18 protein-coding genes are annotated in these 16,945 nt (G+C 32.4%); 15 read left to right on the top strand and 3 right to left on the bottom strand.

Annotation, left to right across the window (positions count from 1 at the left end):
- The first annotated feature begins 5 nt into the window (after nt 1-5).
- From M2475_RS03710 to M2475_RS03670, 9 genes are all read left to right on the top strand, one after another.
- Nucleotides 6-530 carry a UTRA domain-containing protein gene (locus M2475_RS03710; protein ID WP_277489656.1) on the top strand — a complete coding sequence of 175 codons (525 nt, stop codon included), beginning with the start codon at nt 6-8 and terminating at the stop codon, nt 528-530.
- Nucleotides 523-1,251 carry a GntR family transcriptional regulator gene (locus tag M2475_RS03705; RefSeq protein WP_277489654.1) on the top strand — a complete coding sequence of 243 codons (729 nt, stop codon included), beginning with the start codon at nt 523-525 and terminating at the stop codon, nt 1,249-1,251. The genes M2475_RS03710 and M2475_RS03705 overlap by 8 nt, the downstream gene beginning before the upstream one ends.
- A gap of 151 nt (nt 1,252-1,402) precedes the next feature.
- Nucleotides 1,403-2,182, top strand: a complete 780-nt coding sequence (locus M2475_RS03700) for a PTS sugar transporter subunit IIC (protein ID WP_277489653.1) — start codon at nt 1,403-1,405, stop codon at nt 2,180-2,182.
- A gap of 4 nt (nt 2,183-2,186) precedes the next feature.
- Nucleotides 2,187-3,017 (top strand): PTS system mannose/fructose/sorbose family transporter subunit IID, encoded by an 831-nt coding sequence (locus M2475_RS03695; protein WP_277489652.1) that lies wholly within the window; start codon nt 2,187-2,189, stop codon nt 3,015-3,017.
- A 15-nt stretch (nt 3,018-3,032) separates the two neighbouring features.
- Nucleotides 3,033-3,509: a PTS sugar transporter subunit IIB gene (locus M2475_RS03690; protein ID WP_277489650.1), complete on the top strand. Its 477-nt coding sequence runs from the start codon at nt 3,033-3,035 to the stop codon at nt 3,507-3,509.
- 14 nt (nt 3,510-3,523) lie between these two features.
- Nucleotides 3,524-4,609 (top strand): SIS domain-containing protein, encoded by a 1,086-nt coding sequence (locus M2475_RS03685; protein ID WP_277489648.1) that lies wholly within the window; start codon nt 3,524-3,526, stop codon nt 4,607-4,609.
- Nucleotides 4,606-5,259: an HAD family phosphatase gene (locus M2475_RS03680; RefSeq protein WP_277489647.1), complete on the top strand. Its 654-nt coding sequence runs from the start codon at nt 4,606-4,608 to the stop codon at nt 5,257-5,259. Before M2475_RS03685 ends, M2475_RS03680 begins: the two co-directional genes overlap by 4 nt.
- Nucleotides 5,259-5,687: a PTS sugar transporter subunit IIA gene (locus M2475_RS03675; RefSeq protein ID WP_277489646.1), complete on the top strand. Its 429-nt coding sequence runs from the start codon at nt 5,259-5,261 to the stop codon at nt 5,685-5,687. The genes M2475_RS03680 and M2475_RS03675 overlap by 1 nt, the downstream gene beginning before the upstream one ends.
- 107 nt (nt 5,688-5,794) lie before the next feature.
- The gene (locus M2475_RS03670) at nt 5,795-8,134 is read left to right on the top strand and encodes an HAD-IC family P-type ATPase (protein WP_277489645.1); all 2,340 of its coding nucleotides are present in this window, start codon (nt 5,795-5,797) and stop codon (nt 8,132-8,134) included.
- A 66-nt stretch (nt 8,135-8,200) separates the two neighbouring features.
- Here M2475_RS03670 and M2475_RS03665 read toward each other — a convergent pair whose 3' ends face one another.
- Nucleotides 8,201-8,629, bottom strand: a complete 429-nt coding sequence (locus M2475_RS03665; RefSeq protein WP_277489644.1) for a winged helix DNA-binding protein — start codon at nt 8,627-8,629, stop codon at nt 8,201-8,203.
- Nucleotides 8,630-8,897: 268 nt separating this feature from the next.
- Here M2475_RS03665 and ade point away from each other — a divergent pair, with 268 nt between their 5' ends.
- From ade to M2475_RS03650, 3 genes are read left to right on the top strand one after another with little or no spacing between them, the layout of a single operon-like run.
- Nucleotides 8,898-10,694, top strand: a complete 1,797-nt coding sequence (gene ade, locus M2475_RS03660; RefSeq protein ID WP_277489643.1) for an adenine deaminase — start codon at nt 8,898-8,900, stop codon at nt 10,692-10,694.
- Between the two features lie 28 nt (nt 10,695-10,722).
- A complete protein-coding gene (locus M2475_RS03655) occupies nt 10,723-11,565 on the top strand; it encodes an aminoglycoside 6-adenylyltransferase (protein ID WP_277489642.1) in 843 nt (280 codons plus the stop codon).
- Between the two features lie 15 nt (nt 11,566-11,580).
- On the top strand, nt 11,581-12,378 hold the full coding sequence (locus tag M2475_RS03650) for a Cof-type HAD-IIB family hydrolase (protein ID WP_277489641.1): 798 nt from the start codon (nt 11,581-11,583) through the stop codon (nt 12,376-12,378).
- 88 nt (nt 12,379-12,466) lie between these two features.
- Here the strand turns inward: M2475_RS03650 and M2475_RS03645 are convergent, their stop codons facing one another.
- On the bottom strand, nt 12,467-13,582 hold the full coding sequence (locus M2475_RS03645; RefSeq protein WP_277489639.1) for a hypothetical protein: 1,116 nt from the start codon (nt 13,580-13,582) through the stop codon (nt 12,467-12,469).
- A 177-nt stretch (nt 13,583-13,759) separates the two neighbouring features.
- Between M2475_RS03645 and nudC the strand changes: the two genes are divergently transcribed.
- The 3 genes from nudC to M2475_RS03630 all read left to right on the top strand — a co-directional run bounded on the left by nudC (nt 13,760) and on the right by M2475_RS03630 (nt 16,549).
- Nucleotides 13,760-14,593 (top strand): NAD(+) diphosphatase, encoded by an 834-nt coding sequence (gene nudC / locus M2475_RS03640; RefSeq protein ID WP_277489638.1) that lies wholly within the window; start codon nt 13,760-13,762, stop codon nt 14,591-14,593.
- Nucleotides 14,594-14,779: 186 nt separating this feature from the next.
- The gene (locus M2475_RS03635; protein ID WP_277489637.1) at nt 14,780-16,096 is read left to right on the top strand and encodes a hemolysin family protein; all 1,317 of its coding nucleotides are present in this window, start codon (nt 14,780-14,782) and stop codon (nt 16,094-16,096) included.
- A 189-nt stretch (nt 16,097-16,285) separates the two neighbouring features.
- Entirely contained in the window at nt 16,286-16,549 is a 264-nt protein-coding gene (locus M2475_RS03630) for a hypothetical protein (protein WP_277489636.1), read from the top strand.
- A 32-nt stretch (nt 16,550-16,581) separates the two neighbouring features.
- Here the strand turns inward: M2475_RS03630 and M2475_RS03625 are convergent, their stop codons facing one another.
- Entirely contained in the window at nt 16,582-16,839 is a 258-nt protein-coding gene (locus tag M2475_RS03625; protein ID WP_277489635.1) for an ArsC/Spx/MgsR family protein, read from the bottom strand.
- Nucleotides 16,840-16,945 lie beyond the last annotated feature (106 nt).

The following is a 16,945-nucleotide window of genomic DNA, read 5'->3' as shown; positions in this document are numbered from 1 at the left end:
GGCTTATGGAAGATAAAGATGTGTATATTTTAAAAGAGCTAGATAAATTTTCTTCGGTTACGGATGCAATTAAAGCGCAAAAATTAAAATATGAATATAAGGTTTTAAAGTGTGAGATTATGGAAGCAAATCGAAGAATTAGTAAACAGTTAGATTTGCCAATTGCAGCAAAGATTTTTCATTTGGAAAAAGTGCGAATTGTGGAAGGTAAACCAAGATCCATTGAAAAAATATATATTGATTATACAATGGTAGAGGGAATTGAAAAATATGATTTTGAAAAAGATTCTTTTTATTATATTTTGAATAGTAAATATGGTATTAGAACAATACGAAGTGAGGAAGAAATATTAATAGTTGATGGGACTGAGCAAGAATTAAAGCTTCTTGAATTAGATGGAGATAATAATGAGGTATTGTTAATTAAGGGGCGTACTTTTATTGATTCTAAGGTGAGTCCGCTTGAATATTTTGAAATCGTATCACTTACCAGTTTTTATCATTTTAGGAGTGTAACGCCTTATGAATAGACCAACTACATTATATGAACAATTAGCAGATAATATAAAAAATAAAATAGTGAATGGGGAGTTGAAGGTTGGTGATCGATTGATGCCAGAAAGAGAGATGTCTACACAGTATGGAATCAATCGAATGACAGTACGCAAGTCATTGAAACTACTTGAAGATGAAGGGGTGATTAAGGCTTATCGAGGAAAAGGAACTTACGTTTTGAAAGTACCATCGATTCAAGATAAGGTAGAACTTGGAGGTACGGATTTGATAAGTTTAAGTATGCAAATTCGTCAAAAAGGATTAAAGTCATCTAGGGAAATATTATCTTTTAAAAAGATAAAATCAACCAAAGAGTTTGAAGATTATTTTCCAGATAGTGAGCAATTATATGAATTAATTCGTTTATCGTTAGTGAATGATGAACCATATGCTATTCAAAAAACATATATTCCTTGTAATTTATTTCATGATGCAGAACGTTTTGATTTCATTGATGAATCGTTGTATGATTACATGGAGGAACAAGGACATTCACCACATAAGATGGTTTCTTATTTGAAGATTGAAAAGATACCTAAAGAATATGTAGATGTTTTAAAATTATCGAAGCAAAAAAATGTCTTCTTATTTGATTATTTTGGGTTTGATGAGAATCATAAATTAGTAGAGTATACGATTTCTTATCACTTACCAGAGTATACTTCATTTAAATATATAACGCGAAGGATTGACTAAAAGTTAATCCTTTTTTTATAAAAGTCTTGTTTTTTTAAAATAATAGTGGTATATATAAAATATACAAAGGTATATTAGGTATACCAATTATACCAAATAGGATAGAAAGGAGGATATTCCTATTGAAGTAAAATTATAGGGAGGACATGTTATGAGTGTTTTACAAGCAGTATTGATTGGTTGTGTTGCAGCGTTAACGCAACTCGAAGGTGGCTGGCTGGGAGAATGTAAATTACGTGAACCAGTAGTTACAGGATTTTTTGTAGGTTTGATTTTAGGGGATGTTGAAAAGGGACTTAAAATCGGTGCGGCATTGCAGATGATGTGGATGGGTGCAACAGGTATTGGACCTACTGCTCAATTGGATATTGGAACTGGAGGTACCATTGGTGCAGCCGTTGCCATTATGACTGGTAAAGGAGCAGAAGCAGCAATTGTCTTTGGATTACCAGTTGCTGTAATTATGCAATTCTTAAATACATTATTGTTAACGGGATTCTCAGGATTTATGCAAGTAGCTGAGCGAAAAGTAGATGAATTGAACTTTAAAGCAATTAAAGCAATTCACTATCTATGCGGCTTTATGACTTTTTTAATCTATTTCTCATTAACTTTCATTGTTATGTATTTTGGAAATGATGCCATTGAATCTATTGTAAATGGTTTACCAGAATGGGCAAATAATGGATTAACAGCCGTTGCTTCAATTTTACCAGCATTGGGATTTGCATTGTTGTTGAATATTATTTTGGAGAGAGATTTGATTCCATTCTTGATTTTAGGGTTTGTAATCGCAGCATATACAGAACTTACGATGGTGGCAGTAGCAGCAATCGCTGTTGCAATTGCATGGGTTATCTTCTTGCTTCGTAAAGATGCAGGAAAAGTCGTACAGGTAAGTGAAGCTGTAGTAGATGAGTGGGAGGATTAAAAAAATGGCTAGAAATGAAATAATAAGTGCAGAAAATAACTTAACAAAAAAAGATTTTAGAGGTGTATTTTGGAGATCTTTCACACTACTTGGTTCATTTAACTATGAACGTATGGAAGGGTTGGGATACCTTTATGCATTGATGCCAGTCTTAAAGAAGATATACAAAGATGATGAAAAGGGATTAAAAGAATCTATGCATCGTCATATAGCAGCTTTTAATATGACAGTAGCACCAGCACCATTTGTTATGGGAATTTCGATAGCAATGGAAGAGTTAGCAAAAAAAGATAAAGACTTTGATGTAACATCAATCAATGCGATTAAAGTTGCATTAATGGGACCCTTATCTGGAATAGGAGACACTTTTTTCTGGGGGATTTTTAGAATTATTGCATGTGCTATTGCTGTTTCTTTTGCACAGGATGGAAATGTATTAGCACCGTTTGTATTACTTGTATTATTTAATATTCCTAACTTTCTAACAAGATGGTTTGGGTTGCGAGTAGGATACAAAAATGGAAGCAGCTTACTACAAGATTTAGAGTCATCTGGAAAAATGGAATTATTTACATATTGTGCAGGTATCGTTGGAGTCGCATCAGTAGGATGTATGATTGCATCATGGGTTGATATTTCATCACCACTTAGCTTTACGATTTCAGGAAGTGAAATCGTAATTCAAGAATATTTAGATCAAGTAGTTCCAAAATTGTTACCACTTGTTGCCACATTGGGTATTTATGGATGTTTAAAGAAGAAAGTAAAAATTGTAAATATCATTGTTGGAATTGTAATTATTGGATTCATATGTGGAGTATGTGGAATTTTGTAGAGAGGAGCTATTAGCATGGCAATTGTAGATGTTAGAATAGATGATCGATTGATTCATGGACAAGTTTGTGGATTTTGGATACCGCATTTTAGTGTAGAGCGGATAGCAATTGTTGATGATGTGATCGTTCACGATGAGGCAAGAAAAACAGCATTGAAATTTGGGTGTCCAGGAAAAGTAAAGTTATCCATTTTTTCACCAGAGGCAGCAGCTGATAAATTTATTCGTAAAATTGATAAGGGAATCAATGTGATGATTTTATGTAATCGTCCTGAGCCAATATTAAAAATGGTTGAAGCAGGATATCAAATTGGTGAAGTGACCGTTGGTAATATGTCAACGAAAGACAAAGCTAAACAAATAAAGAAAACGGTCTTTGTAGATGAAGCAGAAGAAAAAGATTTTGCTTCATTAGTTAAACATGGGGTGAAGATCTTCTCACAAATGGTTCCAAATGAACAAAGAGAAGATATTACAGCAGATTTTAAATAATGGGAGGAAAATTTATGAAACAACCAACAGTATTAGGATATATGGCAGATCAGCCAAGAGCATTACAAGAAGCTTTAAAAAATCATGAAGTGTATACCAAACCATTTGTAGAGAAGTTACACGATAAGAAAATTAAAAAAATTATTTTCTTTGGGTCAGGAACTTCATATAATGCAGCAATTGTTGCAGCATATTATTTTAAACAAATTTTGAATATTGATGCAATTGCACAATATCCTACTGTATTTGAAAAATATGAAAAAGCGGATTGGACAAATACGTTAAAAGATGATGAAATTTTATTTGTGGGTATTTCACAATCTGGAACTTCGATATCTACAGTGGATGTGATGAAGTATGCGAAGGCAAAAGGATATCAAAGTGTTGCATTAACAGAAGCATTGGACAGTGAAATTACAAAACATGTAGATAGTGTTATTCACTTGTTATGTGGAAAGGAAGAGACACCTCCTGAAACAAGAGGATATACAGTTACTTTATTTACATTGTATATGTGGGTGATTACGACAGCATATGATTGGGGTGTTTATGATGAAGTGAGGTATCAAGAAGCACTTCAAGAAGTAAAAGCGTTATGTGACAACTTTGATATAGTTATGAAGGAAAGTGAAGCTTGGTATGATCGCAATAAAGTTACAATGGCAAATAGTGATCGTATTTACATTATTGGGTATGGTGTTGACTATGGAACGGTGTTGGAAGGGATGCTTAAGATTGGAGAAATGTTTAGATTGCCTTCAATTGGTTATGAACTTGAAGAATTTTCACATGGACCAACCATGGCACTGACACCACGTCAAACATTATTTATGATTGGTTCAGAGGATGCTGAATGGGATCGTATGTTAACCTTTAGAACAGCCTTTAAGAAGTATACAGATCGTGTACATTTGGTTACATGTAAAGATACAGAACATGATGATAGAGACTTAGTATTTAGTGTAAAAACAAATAAATATCTTGCTCCGCTTATGTATACCGTACCATTCCAATTTGTTGCCGCAAAAGGAGCAAAGGATATTGGTATTGATACAGGTGTGAATCCATTTAAAGAACCTTTGGCACATTTAGAAGAATGATTCGATATATAATATTTGATATGGATGGTGTTTTAATCAATAGTGAAATTGCATATTTGAATTTGTTTCAAATGTTTCTAAAAGAAAATGGAGTCCATAAAACAATGGATGAACTCCATTTTCTTGCAGGTTCTAGTCGTGCAACAGAAGACAGATATTTGGCAGAGCTTATAAAACAAGATGCGAAAACAACAAATCGTCTAAAACATGAATTTTATAGTCGTTATCCAATTGATTATAATTTGATTAAGCGTCCATATGTGAATGAGGTGTTACAGGAGCTGAAAGCTAGAAAGATTACTTTGGCATTAGCTTCTTCTTCACCTATTGATAATATCTATGAGGTTCTTGATGCATGTAATATAAGAGAATATTTTTCTGTTATTGTTAGTGGTGATAATTTTGAAAGAACGAAACCGGATCCTGAAATATATGAATTTACAGTGCAAGCATTGCATGCGGATAAACAAGAGGTTTTGGTCATTGAAGATTCGGTATATGGAATTCAAGCAGGAAAAGCAGCTGATTTGGAAGTTATCGCATTGTTAGATCCAATATTAGAACATGATACAAGTTCTGCAGATTATCAAATTACAAATTTAAAAGAAATATTTGATATTGTAGATCAACGAAAAGGGGGACTTATGTAATGTTTGGGATTATGGTAATTGGCCATGGTAATTTTCCCAGTGGTATGAAAAGTGCAATTGAAGTAATTGCAGGAAAGCAAGAAAAGATTCAGTATATTGATTTTTCACAAACGGATACGGCGACAGAATTAGAAAAAAATATAAAACAAGGTATTGAAGTATTTAGGGATGAAGATAACATCTTGGTGTTTGCTGATTTGTTGAGTGGTTCACCATTTAATACCGCAATTATGGAAGCTATGAAAGATCAACGAATTAAAGTATTCTATGGGGTAAATTTGGGGATGTTATTAGAAGTAATTGTAAAACGTGGAATGGGCGCTTCAGCTAGTGAGATTGAAGCGAATGCTTCGCAGACAGGAATAGAACAAATTGGAATGTTTAACCCACTTTCAATAGATGATGAAGATGATGAATTTAATTCATAGATTATATTTAAAATTGAAAGATTAAAAAAACTTAACAGAATATTAACCTTATCTATATTGTTCTTTATATCTATATCTTATAGAATGAGTAAAAGGTGAAGGTAGCAATGAAAGATAAGCGTATTTATGCAACATATAAGACAGGATTAACAAATCAAGAAGTGCAACAAAAAGTACAAGTAGGGCTTGTTAATGTAGCACAACAAAAAGTTACAAAATCAACGGTAGACATTGTAAAAGATAATGTTTTTACATTGTTTAATCTATTAAATATTCTAATTGGAATTGCCTTAGCTACGGTTGGGGCTTTTTCTAATATGTTTTATCTTATAGTAATTTTGATTAACATTTTGATTGGAATTGTTCAAGAGATTCAAGCAAAGCGATTAGTGGAGAAATTATCAATTATTACGATTGAAAAAGTAAGTGTGGTTAGAGATTCAAAAATACAAGATCTTAGGATAGAAAATTTGGTACAAGATGATATTGTAATTTTGAAAATGGGAGATCAAATAAGTGCAGATGCATATGTTATCGAAGATGAAATTGAAGTAAATGAATCACTATTAACTGGGGAATCTGATGTTATTGTTAAGAAGAAAGGTGATTTTCTCTATTCTGGTAGTTTTGTTGTTGGAGGAAAAGCATATGCACGAATTGAACGCGTGGGAAAAGATAGCTTTTCTTCTAAAATTGTATCAGAAGTGAAACAGCATAAACGAACACAATCAGAATTGATTGGTGCAATTGCAAAGATATCGAAATTTACTAGCTATGTAATTATTCCTTTTGGTATTATCTTATTTCTACAAGCTTATTTTTTGCGTGATAGTAGTATCTTTGATGCAGTTGTGAATACGGCTGCAGCCCTTTTAGGAATGTTGCCGAAGGGACTGGTTTTGCTTATTGGGATTGCATCAGCAACAGGGGTTATTAAGTTGTCAAAGAAAAAGGTTTTGGTACAAGATATGCATTCTATGGAAACTTTTGCACATGTGGATGTTTTGTGTTTGGATAAAACAGGGACCATTACAGAAGGAAATATGAAAGTAACCAAAGTGCATTCTTTTGGGGATAAAGATGTTACAGATCTGATGTCGTATTATATACAGGCAGTTGATGATAACAATGCAACTTATACAGCGATGAGAAATTATTTTAAAGCGGTTAAGATGAACTATTTTATTGAAAGTAAAATCCCATTTACATCACAGCGAAAGTGGGGCTGTGTAATTTTTGATGAGTTGGGTAGTATTGTTGTTGGAGCTCCTGAATGGATGGTAAAAAAAGATGATATTCCAGAAGTAGTATGGGAAGCACAGAAAAATGGAGCAAGGGTATTGTTGGTAGCACATACGTCCAAAAAGGTTACTTCTACACTTCCTGAATTAGATATTGTTGGGATGATTGAATTAGAAGATCCGATACGTAACAATGCTCCAGCAACGTTTGCGTACTTTAAAAAAGAAGGTGTTCAGGTAAAAGTTATTTCTGGTGATAATCCAATTACTGTATCGAATGTGGCACGAAAAGCTGGTCTTGAAGATTACGCAAACTATGTTGATTTATCTGAGGTTACTTCAGAAGAAAAACTGTATGAGTTAGCTTTTTCGTATTCTGTTTTTGGTCGTGTTAGTCCAAAGCAGAAACAAATTTTAGTGAAAGCTTTCCAACAATATGGTCATACGGTAGCTATGAGTGGAGATGGGGTAAATGATGTATTGGCACTTCGTGAGGCAGATTGTAGTATTGCCATGGCAGAAGGAAGCGCTGCAGCAAAACAAATATCTCAGTTGGTGCTTTTGGATTCAGATTTTTCAAGTTTAATAAATGTGTTATCAGAAGGTAGAAGAACGATTAATAATATTACTAAAGTTTCATCCATTTTCTTTATTAAAACAATTTATTCGGTATTATTGAGTGTTCTTTGTATCCTTATGAATATGCCGTTTCCGTTTATTCCTCTACAAATTACGTTGATTGATCTTATAATTGAAGGATATCCATCGTTCTTTCTATCCTTTGAGGAAGATAAAACGAAACTTGAAGGAAGCTATTTAAAAACAGCATTACGAAAAGCATTACCAAATGCAATTATTATCATTTTAAATATTATCGCAGTTTTGTTATTGGAAAGAATCTTTGTTATTACACAAGATGAAGTAGTAACAATTATGTTTGTAATGGTAGGGTTTATAAGTATCCTTGCTGTATTAAAGGCGTGTTTGCCATTTAATACATTACGCTTCTTTCTTTTTATAAGTGTTAGTATATTATTTTGTTCATCATTATTTATTTTTGATTCAATATTAGGATTATCATGGAGTAACCCTAACACGTTCTTTATTATCATGATATTAATGATTTGTTCGCTGCTATCATGGATATTGTTTCAATATATCGAACCAAAACCTATGTATGAATTACAGGAAGATGAACGCGGATAGTGGTTTATGAAACATTGAATCAAGAATGGCATAGAGATAAAAACTATACCCTTTTGGGTATAGTTTTTATCTGTAAGGTGCAATTTTAGCTAAATAAGCTTCTGAAGCTTCAATCAAGTCCTGTAATTCTTTATCCCCGTCCATGATGTCACTATATTTTTCCACAACATAGTCATGACTTGCCTCTAAAAGCTTTTTCCCTTTTTTAGTAAGTTGGATATATGTTACCCTACCATCATAAGCAGATGGTACTTTTTTTAAATATCCATCATTTACTAAATGTGTTACCACGACAGACATGTTAGCGGTAGCTTTGCTAACTGAGCGAGAAAGGGCATTTAAAGTTAAGTTATCATTTTCTTCAGCTTCTGATATTATTGCTAACTTTAAATAATTCATCCCGTGTTTTTCGTAAAACGGTTGCATGATGACCATGCCTGCACTTTGCATATCCGCTCTTAACTTTTCGGATTTTTTTATTAATTCCCAATTCATAATACTGGTCCCTCCATATTATATGTTTATAGAATTAATTATAATTTATATATGTTATTGCGTCAAACGAATTTGTGGTAATTGTTAATTATGTGATGAATATTACTAGTATTTATCTAGATATGTATATATTAGTTTTGAATGTATAAAGATTTTATAAGAAAAAATTGATTAGTTTCTGATTTCATAATTTAAGCGATAAGTTTTGGACTTTATGTACGGGATTCTATATAATGTTAGTATAAAATTCAATTTGAGAGGAGAACCTATGTTTAATCAATTTAAGGATCAACCATTATGGGAAGTATCCAAGACTTTGTCGGCAGTTGCACTAGGAAATGAAGTTGCTGATATGGTGATTACAAATGCTAATTTAATTAATGTATGTACGAAAGAAATCATTCCTAATACGGATGTTGCAATTGCTTGTGGAAGGATTGCCCTTGTTAAGGATGCGAAGCATTGTATTGGTGACAAAACAACTGTAATCGATGCACAAGGAAGCTATATTGCACCTGGGTTTCTAGATGGACATATTCATGTGGAATCGTCTATGCTTAGTGTGCCAGAATATGCTAAAGCAGTAGTTCCTCATGGAACGATAGGGATTTATATGGATCCACATGAAATATGTAATGTATTAGGCATGGATGGGGTTCGTTATATGATTGATAGTGGTAAAAGCACACCATTAAAAAACATGGTGACGATGCCATCATGTGTTCCTGCTGTACCAGGTTTTGAAGATACAGGAGCTTTTATTGGTCCTGAAGAAATAGCAGAGAGCATGAAATGGGATGATGTTGTAGGTTTAGGGGAAATGATGAATTTTCCTGGGATTCTTAATAGTACAGATCACGCACATGGTGTAGTGGCTGAAACTTTAAAAGCAAATAAAATTGTGACAGGTCATTATTCTTTACCAGATACAGGAAATGGATTGCATTCTTATATTGCATCAGGGGTTCGCTGTTGTCATGAATCGACACGTAAAGAAGATGCTTTGGAAAAAATGCGTTTAGGTATGTATGCAATGTTCCGTGAAGGAAGTGCATGGCATGATTTAAAAGAGGTTGCCAAAAGTGTAACAGAAAATAACATTGATACTAGGTTTGCTGTACTTATTTCAGATGATACACATCCAGATACATTGGTTCGTGATGGGCATTTGGATCATATTGTAAAACGTGCTGTGGAAGAGGGAATTGATGTATTGAGTGCGATTCAAATGGTTACTATCAACTGTGCACAGTGTTTTCAAATGGATCATGATCTTGGGTCAATTGCCCCTGGAAAATGTGCTGATATAGTCTTTATTGATGATTTAGAAAAATTAAATATTACCAAAGTTATCATTGATGGACATTTAGTTGCAGAAAATGGTGAGATGGTAATTGATATGCCAAAATATACGTTCCCGAAAGCCGCTATGAATACAATGCACATTAAAGAAAATATAACAGCGGATTCGTTTAAGATTAAAACAGATAAAACAACAGAGCATGTTCTTACTAGAGTTATGGAAATTATTCCAGCAAGAGTAGGAAATTATGAAAGACATATTGAATTGCCTGTTAAAGATGGATACATACAAGCAGATCCATCACAGGATGTAATGAAAACGGTTGTGTTTGAAAGACATAAAAACACAGGAACCAAAGGGTTTGGTTTTGTGAAAGGGTTTGAAATAAAAAAAGGAGCAGTGGCATCAACTGTTGCTCATGATGCACATAATTTATTAGTAGCTGGTACCAATGATGAAGATATGGCATTAGCAGCAAATACTTTAGTAGCAAGTGGTGGAGGAATGGTTGTTGTTGCTGATGGAAAAGTGTTGGCACATGTACCGTTACCAATTGCAGGACTTATGAATGATAAACCATTACAAGAAATGGCAGATATGGTTGCTGCTTTGGATGAAGCATGGAAGGAAATAGGTTGTCCTCATGTATCTCCATATATGACGATGGCATTGATTAATTTAGCTTGTTTACCAGAACTTCGTTTAACAAATAAAGGATTGGTAGATTGTACAACTTTTAACTTTACTGATTTGGAGGTGTAAAAGACATGCATAAGCATGTTCTTTTCTTATGAGAAATGAAAGTGAAATGTATCGGTTGATTCTTGACGTTGCAAAGAAAGATAGTCGTATTCGTATCGTTGCGATGAATGGATCAAGGGTGAATAAAAAAGCTGTTAAAGATGAATTTCAAGATTATGATATTGTGTATTTGGTAGATAATATAAATGCTTTTATTGATGATCAAAGTTGGATTGATGTATTTGGAAAGCGAATTATCATGCAAACACCAGAAGCTATGCAATCATTTCCGAAAAGTTTTCCCGGTTGGTTTACATATTTGATGCTATTTGAGGATGGAAATCGAATTGACTTGCTATTAGTACCAATATCAGATTTACAAAAGTATTTAGCTTTTGATCCACTAATAGAAATCCTATTAGATAAAGATAATCAAATTAAGGAAATACCAATTTCTTCGGATGATAAATATCAGGTTAAAAAGCCTACAGAAATACAATATATTGAATGTTGTAATGAATTTTGGTGGATTACTACATATGTGGTAAAAGGAATTAAACGAAATGAATTTTTCTATGCAAGCAAACATATTCAATGGATTCTACAAGAACAACTATTGCTGATGCTGAGTTGGAATGTTGGAATAGACTATGAGTTTGAGATAAATGTAGGGAATATGTATAAATATTTACAAAGATATTTAGAGCCTGAAATATATGAACGAGTAAAAGCGTGTTATGATATACGTGATATCGAACATTGTGAAAGAGCTTTACTATTATTGATGGAACTATTCCGTGAAACTTCAAAAAGAGTTGGTAAAGAAATGATGTTTGATTATCCTGATTATGATGAGAAAACGAGTAAATATATTGCGAATAAACTAAAGTGATGGAGGATTATATATATGAGTGTAAAGTTAATTGCTGTAGATATGGATGGAACATTTTTAAATGATCATATGAAATATGATAAAGAACGCTTTTTAAATCAATTTTCGATAATGAAAGAAAAAGGAATAAAATTTGTAGTTGCAAGTGGAAATCAATACTATCAACTCATTTCCTTTTTTCCTGAAATTCGTGATGAAATAGCTTTTGTTTCAGAAAATGGAGCTAAAATTGTTGATTGTAATAAAGAATTGTATTGTGCTGAATTATCAAAAGATAAAGTCGAAAAGGTATTGCATGTTTTAGAAAATATCAATCCTAAAGAATATGTAATGTGTGGATCTAATAGTGCATATGTGCATAGAGACATTAGCGATGCAGCTTATGAATTAACGAAGTTATATTACTATAAGCTTAAAAAAGTAGATGATTTGCATGCAGTAGAAGATACAATTTTTAAATTTTGTACAGATTTTAAAAATAAAGATTTAGATGAAGTTATTCAACATCTAAACCAAGTATTAGAAGGGATTATGATTCCTGTATCAACTGGGCATGATGGGGTTGATTTTATCATTCCAGGAGTTCATAAAGCAAATGGGATTAAACGCTTACAAGAACACTGGGGGATTAAAGATGATGAAGTTGCGGCCTTTGGAGATAGCGGAAATGATTATGAGATGTTGAAACATGCACAATATAGTTATGCAATGGGGAATGCCCATCCAAGAATAAAGAAGGTGGCAAAACAGGTAATCAAGACCAACAATGAATCAGGTGTCTTGGAACAAATAGATAAATTACTAGCATTATAGAAAATCATAGATTTTCTATATAAAAAGTGGCGAGAATAATTCTCACCACTTTTTCATTTGTACCACGATTTGCATATTTTATTTTTACTTAGTTTTTTATTGCTTTTCTCACCATTACAGCGAAACTACTACCAGCTAACAAGAATAGCAATTGAATGTTTGTAGCATCATTCGTTGCTGGTGTTCTTGTTTCTCCTTTTGGGGTAGTGGAAGGTTTTTGTGTAGGCGTTTCTCCTGAATTAAAATTATTAGGTTTTTTAATAATGAATGTATCACTTGCAACATCTGTTTCATCTTCTTGACTTACTTCAGTGAAAATAACAGTGTATTCACCTTCTGGCAAGTTATTGATTACATCATTTGGAACACGATCTCCCATACCCTTTTCAACTGTATTACCGTCTTTGTCTTTGATTTCCCAAAGTAAATCAGAATCATCTAATTTTTTTCCTCCTGTGATTTCAGAAGGATTTTCTTTTTTATCAATATTTACAGATGCTTCTGGGTGACGAATCACAAATGGTTCACTCGCTGTATCCGTTACATCATTTCCTAAAATAGTCGTTATAGTTGCTGTGTTTTCTAATGTATAAGAACCTTCTGGTAAGGTTTTAATAACATCCATCGGATCATCAGTATCGTTTCCACTTCCAACGATATTACCATCTTTGTCTTTGATTTCCCAACTGTTTGTAGCTTCCGTGTTATCTGACCCTACACTTGCTTCAGTTGGGTTGTTTTTACGGTTGATATCAACCGTTGCTTCAACATTTGTAAGATTTACAAAAAGCGTACCAGAATCAGAAATACCTAGAGGGTTATAGGTTTTTAAAACAATTAGATATTGGCCATCATCAATGTCTGGAAGCGTTAAAGTGGAATTATAATTCATCTCTGTTTCTCCAACAATAGGAGTTGGATCAGCCATTATTCCACTAGGGTCAGACTTATAAATTGTATATGTTAATTTTTCATGATAATTAGTATTCGAATAGTCAATTGTAAATTTTGAAACAAGATCATAGGCGTGAGTATCAGTTCCTTTATATGTGTCAGTTACAAAATATCCATCGTAGTCTGTAATTGTAAAACTAGATGTAAATCGTGGTGTGCGTTGTTCACTTTCTGCTTTTACTGTATTTGAAAAGACAGAAAGTCCACATATAGTTGCTACAACTGCAAATATTAGCATTCTTTTTTTCATAATAATCCTCCTTAGTTATCCTTTATGAAATTTTCTTATCGGAATATTAAAACTTTCCGATTCATAAATTATGACGAAATAATCATAGAATGCGTTCTACATATAAAAAAATAGTGGGAGAAATTGCAACAAAAGTGAAAACAGATTATAATATGAAATAGTTAGGATGGATAGTATATGATTCAAGATATTAAGCCTAGAGCACTTCAAAATCAATATAAACATATGGATGCTACACCAGAAAGTTATTTGGTGTATTTTGAAGGGCGTAAGATTTTATGTTTAGAAGGCCCTGTATTAAGACTTCCAAGATTTAAGGATTTAGAAAGCACTAATAATCATTTATATAATCATGATATTTATCTTTTTTCAGTAGATGAAAAGCATTATTTTTTAGCCTATGATATTCATTATCAAAAAATTCCTGGATATCAAATGGTAGATATTCAAACCTTTATTTCTTCAAGTAAACCACATAAAGGATTTGCAGCGGTGACGGCTTTTCAATTGTACAACTGGTATGATCGCCACCGTTATTGTGGACGTTGTGGACATGTGTTTAAACACTCGGATAAAGAGCGAATGTTATATTGTGAGAAATGTGATAATATGGAATATCCTAAACTTGCACCAGCTGTGATAGTAGGTATAAGAAATAATGATAAATTATTACTTACAAAATATCGTGATAGAAGTCATACGAAGTATGCACTAGTTGCAGGGTTTGCCGAGATTGGGGAAACAATTGAAGAAACAGTAGCTCGTGAAGTAATGGAAGAAGTGGGTTTAAAAATAAAAAATCTTAAATATTATAAGAGTCAACCATGGGGATTAACAGATACACTACTAATGGGCTTTTATGCTGATTTAGATGGCGATGATACAATTACCTTGGATGAAGAAGAATTGGCCGTTGGTGAGTGGGTACATCGCGAAGATATAGAAGATGATTATTCACGGATGAGTTTAACTGGAGAGATGATTCAAGCATTTAAAGATGAGAGAAAATAAGTGGGTAATCCACTTTTTTTGTTAAGAAATGGTTAAATAGATAATTCATACGTTTCACAATCTTGACAGCGAAATAGAAAACTTATACTATTTTAATATATACATATATAAAGGAGACTTTAACAGTGGAAGAAACAGATTCGAGCAGTTGCTTAGAAGTTATAAATGGGAAAGGGGGACTATCATATGATTAATATAATAATCCTCATCATTTTAGTTTTAGTAAACGCTTTTTTTGCAGGAAGTGAAATCGCACTGATTTCGCTTAATAAAAACAAGATAAGATCAATGCGAGATGAAGGCGATAAAAAAGCGAATATCGTTTATAAATTGATTGAAATACCGACAAGGTTGTTATCTATGATTCAGATTGGTGTTACATTATCTGGGTTTTTAAATAGTGCTTTGGCATCCGATGTATTCGCAGATAATCTAGTAGAGTTAATGTTGAATTTAGGGCTTACAATTAATGTAGGTTCTTTACGCTCGATTGCGATGATTATCATCACCTTGCTATTAACGATTGTAACTTTGATTTTTGGAGAATTAGTACCAAAGCGAATAGCGATGAATAATCCAGAAAAATTCTCTTTTGCTGTAGCATATCCACTTTATTTACTATATAGGTTTGTACTACCATTAGTACACATCTTGTCTTTTATGACAAACATTGTATTACGTTTGGTAGGGATTGATCCAAATAAAAATGAAAATCAAGTAACCGAAGAAGAAATTCGCTTAATGGTTGCTACTAGTAGTGAAGAGGGTGAAATTGCAAATACGGAAAAAGAAATGATTGATAATATTTTTGAATTCAATGATACAACGGTTGAAGATGTTATGACACATCGAGTTGATGTAGAAGCCCTTGATATTGATTGTAGTTATGATGAAGTTATGAAGTACTTTAAAAGTGCACAGTATACAAGGATTCCTATCTATGAAAATACATTGGATAATGTAGTTGGAATTTTAAATGCAAAAGATGTATTACGTTTTATTTCGAAGATGAAAGATGTGAAGGATTTTTCTTTGAAAAAGATTATGCGTAAACCCGTTTTTGTACCAGATTCAAAACCAATCGATAAATTGTTTTATGAGTTAAAGGTTAAAAAGACACATATTGCCATCGTTATTGATGAGTATGGTGGTACAGCTGGAATAGTTACAATGGAAGATTTGATTGAAGAAATCGTTGGCGAAGTATTTGATGAATATGATATTGTGCCAGTTGAATATCAAAAAATCAGTGATGATAAATATATTATGGATGGTTCTATTGAATTAGATGAGGTAGAAAAGTTATTGGGCATTGAAATGCCAGTAGATGAATATGATACTTTAAATGGTTTTATGATTGCTCAACTTGGAAGATTACCAAATGAAAATGATCATGATAAAATTTTATATGGAGATTATCAATTTGAAATTTTAAAAGTTGATGAAAAAGTAATTGAAAAAGTTAAAGTAGAGAAGTTTGAAAAAGAAAGTGAAGAAGGATAAAAGAAGTAACTTGTTGGAAACAATAAGCTGCTTTTTAGATTGCTGTTTTAAAGACTTTGAAATGAGAATATAGTTAAAATACAAGAGTTAATAATTATAATCTATGTACACGATAAGAATGGTTTAAAATAAAAATAAAGTATGCTATTATATAGTAGTCATAAGAAGAAATGCAAAGGTGATAAATTTATGGATAGGAATATGGACAATAAGCAAAAGATAAGATTAGGAATGTATGTTACTGGAATCGCAATTGTGATTTTGAGTAGAATTACGACATTGATTGAATATAATATAGCAATGACCATTGCTAGTTTTTTGTTGTCCTTAACACTATTTATCGATGCTTATAATTATTATCAAAAAAACAGAAAAATTAGAATGGCATTCTGTTTGTTCTTTGCACTATTATTGATTGTATTACTTATATATTTATGGATGTTTATGATATAAAAAAGTTCCTTTAATTAGGAACTCTTTTTTTGTTATTGAAAAGCATAATATTCACTTCCAAATGAATTTCTTAATTCACTAGGAACAAAAGCAGTGATCTCGTCATTGTCGAAGCCAACAACAAAGCTTTGATTATCCATGATGATTGGTCTTTTAAGTACAGTAGGATTTTCTTGGATAAAATCAACTAAATCATTAATTGATAAATCATCCATGTTTTTCTTAAGTTCTTTAAATGCTTTAGATCTAGTCGAAATGATATCTTCAGTTCCATTTGGACATCTTTGCAATAAATACTTAATTTCCTGGTATATTAGAAATGACTTATCTAAGTCTCTAATATACACTCCTTTCTTTCTTAAATTTATTCATAATTTTTGTTAGAATTGAATCGTG

It is taken from the genome of Breznakia sp. PF5-3 (genome assembly GCF_029504745.1).
In the GTDB taxonomy this organism is placed as follows: Bacteria; Bacillota_I; Bacilli_A; order Erysipelotrichales; family Erysipelotrichaceae; genus Breznakia.
The sequence above is the reverse complement of the archived record's forward strand: the minus strand, read 5'-3'. Positions and strand labels throughout refer to the sequence as shown.

Excerpts from the sequence above, each read along its gene's own strand:
- nudC (WP_277489638.1), top strand. The coding sequence starts at position 13,760 with ATGATTCAAGATATTAAGCCTAGAGCACTTCAAAATCAATATAAACAT.
- M2475_RS03650 (WP_277489641.1), top strand. The coding sequence starts at position 11,581 with ATGAGTGTAAAGTTAATTGCTGTAGATATGGATGGAACATTTTTAAAT.
- M2475_RS03695 (WP_277489652.1), top strand. The coding sequence starts at position 2,187 with ATGGCTAGAAATGAAATAATAAGTGCAGAAAATAACTTAACAAAAAAA.
- M2475_RS03635 (WP_277489637.1), top strand. The coding sequence starts at position 14,780 with ATGATTAATATAATAATCCTCATCATTTTAGTTTTAGTAAACGCTTTT.
- M2475_RS03630 (WP_277489636.1), top strand. The coding sequence starts at position 16,286 with ATGGATAGGAATATGGACAATAAGCAAAAGATAAGATTAGGAATGTAT.
- ade (WP_277489643.1), top strand. The coding sequence starts at position 8,898 with ATGTTTAATCAATTTAAGGATCAACCATTATGGGAAGTATCCAAGACT.
- M2475_RS03665 (WP_277489644.1), bottom strand. The coding sequence starts at position 8,629 with ATGAATTGGGAATTAATAAAAAAATCCGAAAAGTTAAGAGCGGATATG.
- M2475_RS03655 (WP_277489642.1), top strand. The coding sequence starts at position 10,723 with ATGAGAAATGAAAGTGAAATGTATCGGTTGATTCTTGACGTTGCAAAG.
- M2475_RS03710 (WP_277489656.1), top strand. The coding sequence starts at position 6 with ATGGAAGATAAAGATGTGTATATTTTAAAAGAGCTAGATAAATTTTCT.
- M2475_RS03690 (WP_277489650.1), top strand. The coding sequence starts at position 3,033 with ATGGCAATTGTAGATGTTAGAATAGATGATCGATTGATTCATGGACAA.
- M2475_RS03680 (WP_277489647.1), top strand. The coding sequence starts at position 4,606 with ATGATTCGATATATAATATTTGATATGGATGGTGTTTTAATCAATAGT.
- M2475_RS03645 (WP_277489639.1), bottom strand. The coding sequence starts at position 13,582 with ATGAAAAAAAGAATGCTAATATTTGCAGTTGTAGCAACTATATGTGGA.
- M2475_RS03670 (WP_277489645.1), top strand. The coding sequence starts at position 5,795 with ATGAAAGATAAGCGTATTTATGCAACATATAAGACAGGATTAACAAAT.
- M2475_RS03700 (WP_277489653.1), top strand. The coding sequence starts at position 1,403 with ATGAGTGTTTTACAAGCAGTATTGATTGGTTGTGTTGCAGCGTTAACG.
- M2475_RS03675 (WP_277489646.1), top strand. The coding sequence starts at position 5,259 with ATGTTTGGGATTATGGTAATTGGCCATGGTAATTTTCCCAGTGGTATG.
- M2475_RS03685 (WP_277489648.1), top strand. The coding sequence starts at position 3,524 with ATGAAACAACCAACAGTATTAGGATATATGGCAGATCAGCCAAGAGCA.
- M2475_RS03705 (WP_277489654.1), top strand. The coding sequence starts at position 523 with ATGAATAGACCAACTACATTATATGAACAATTAGCAGATAATATAAAA.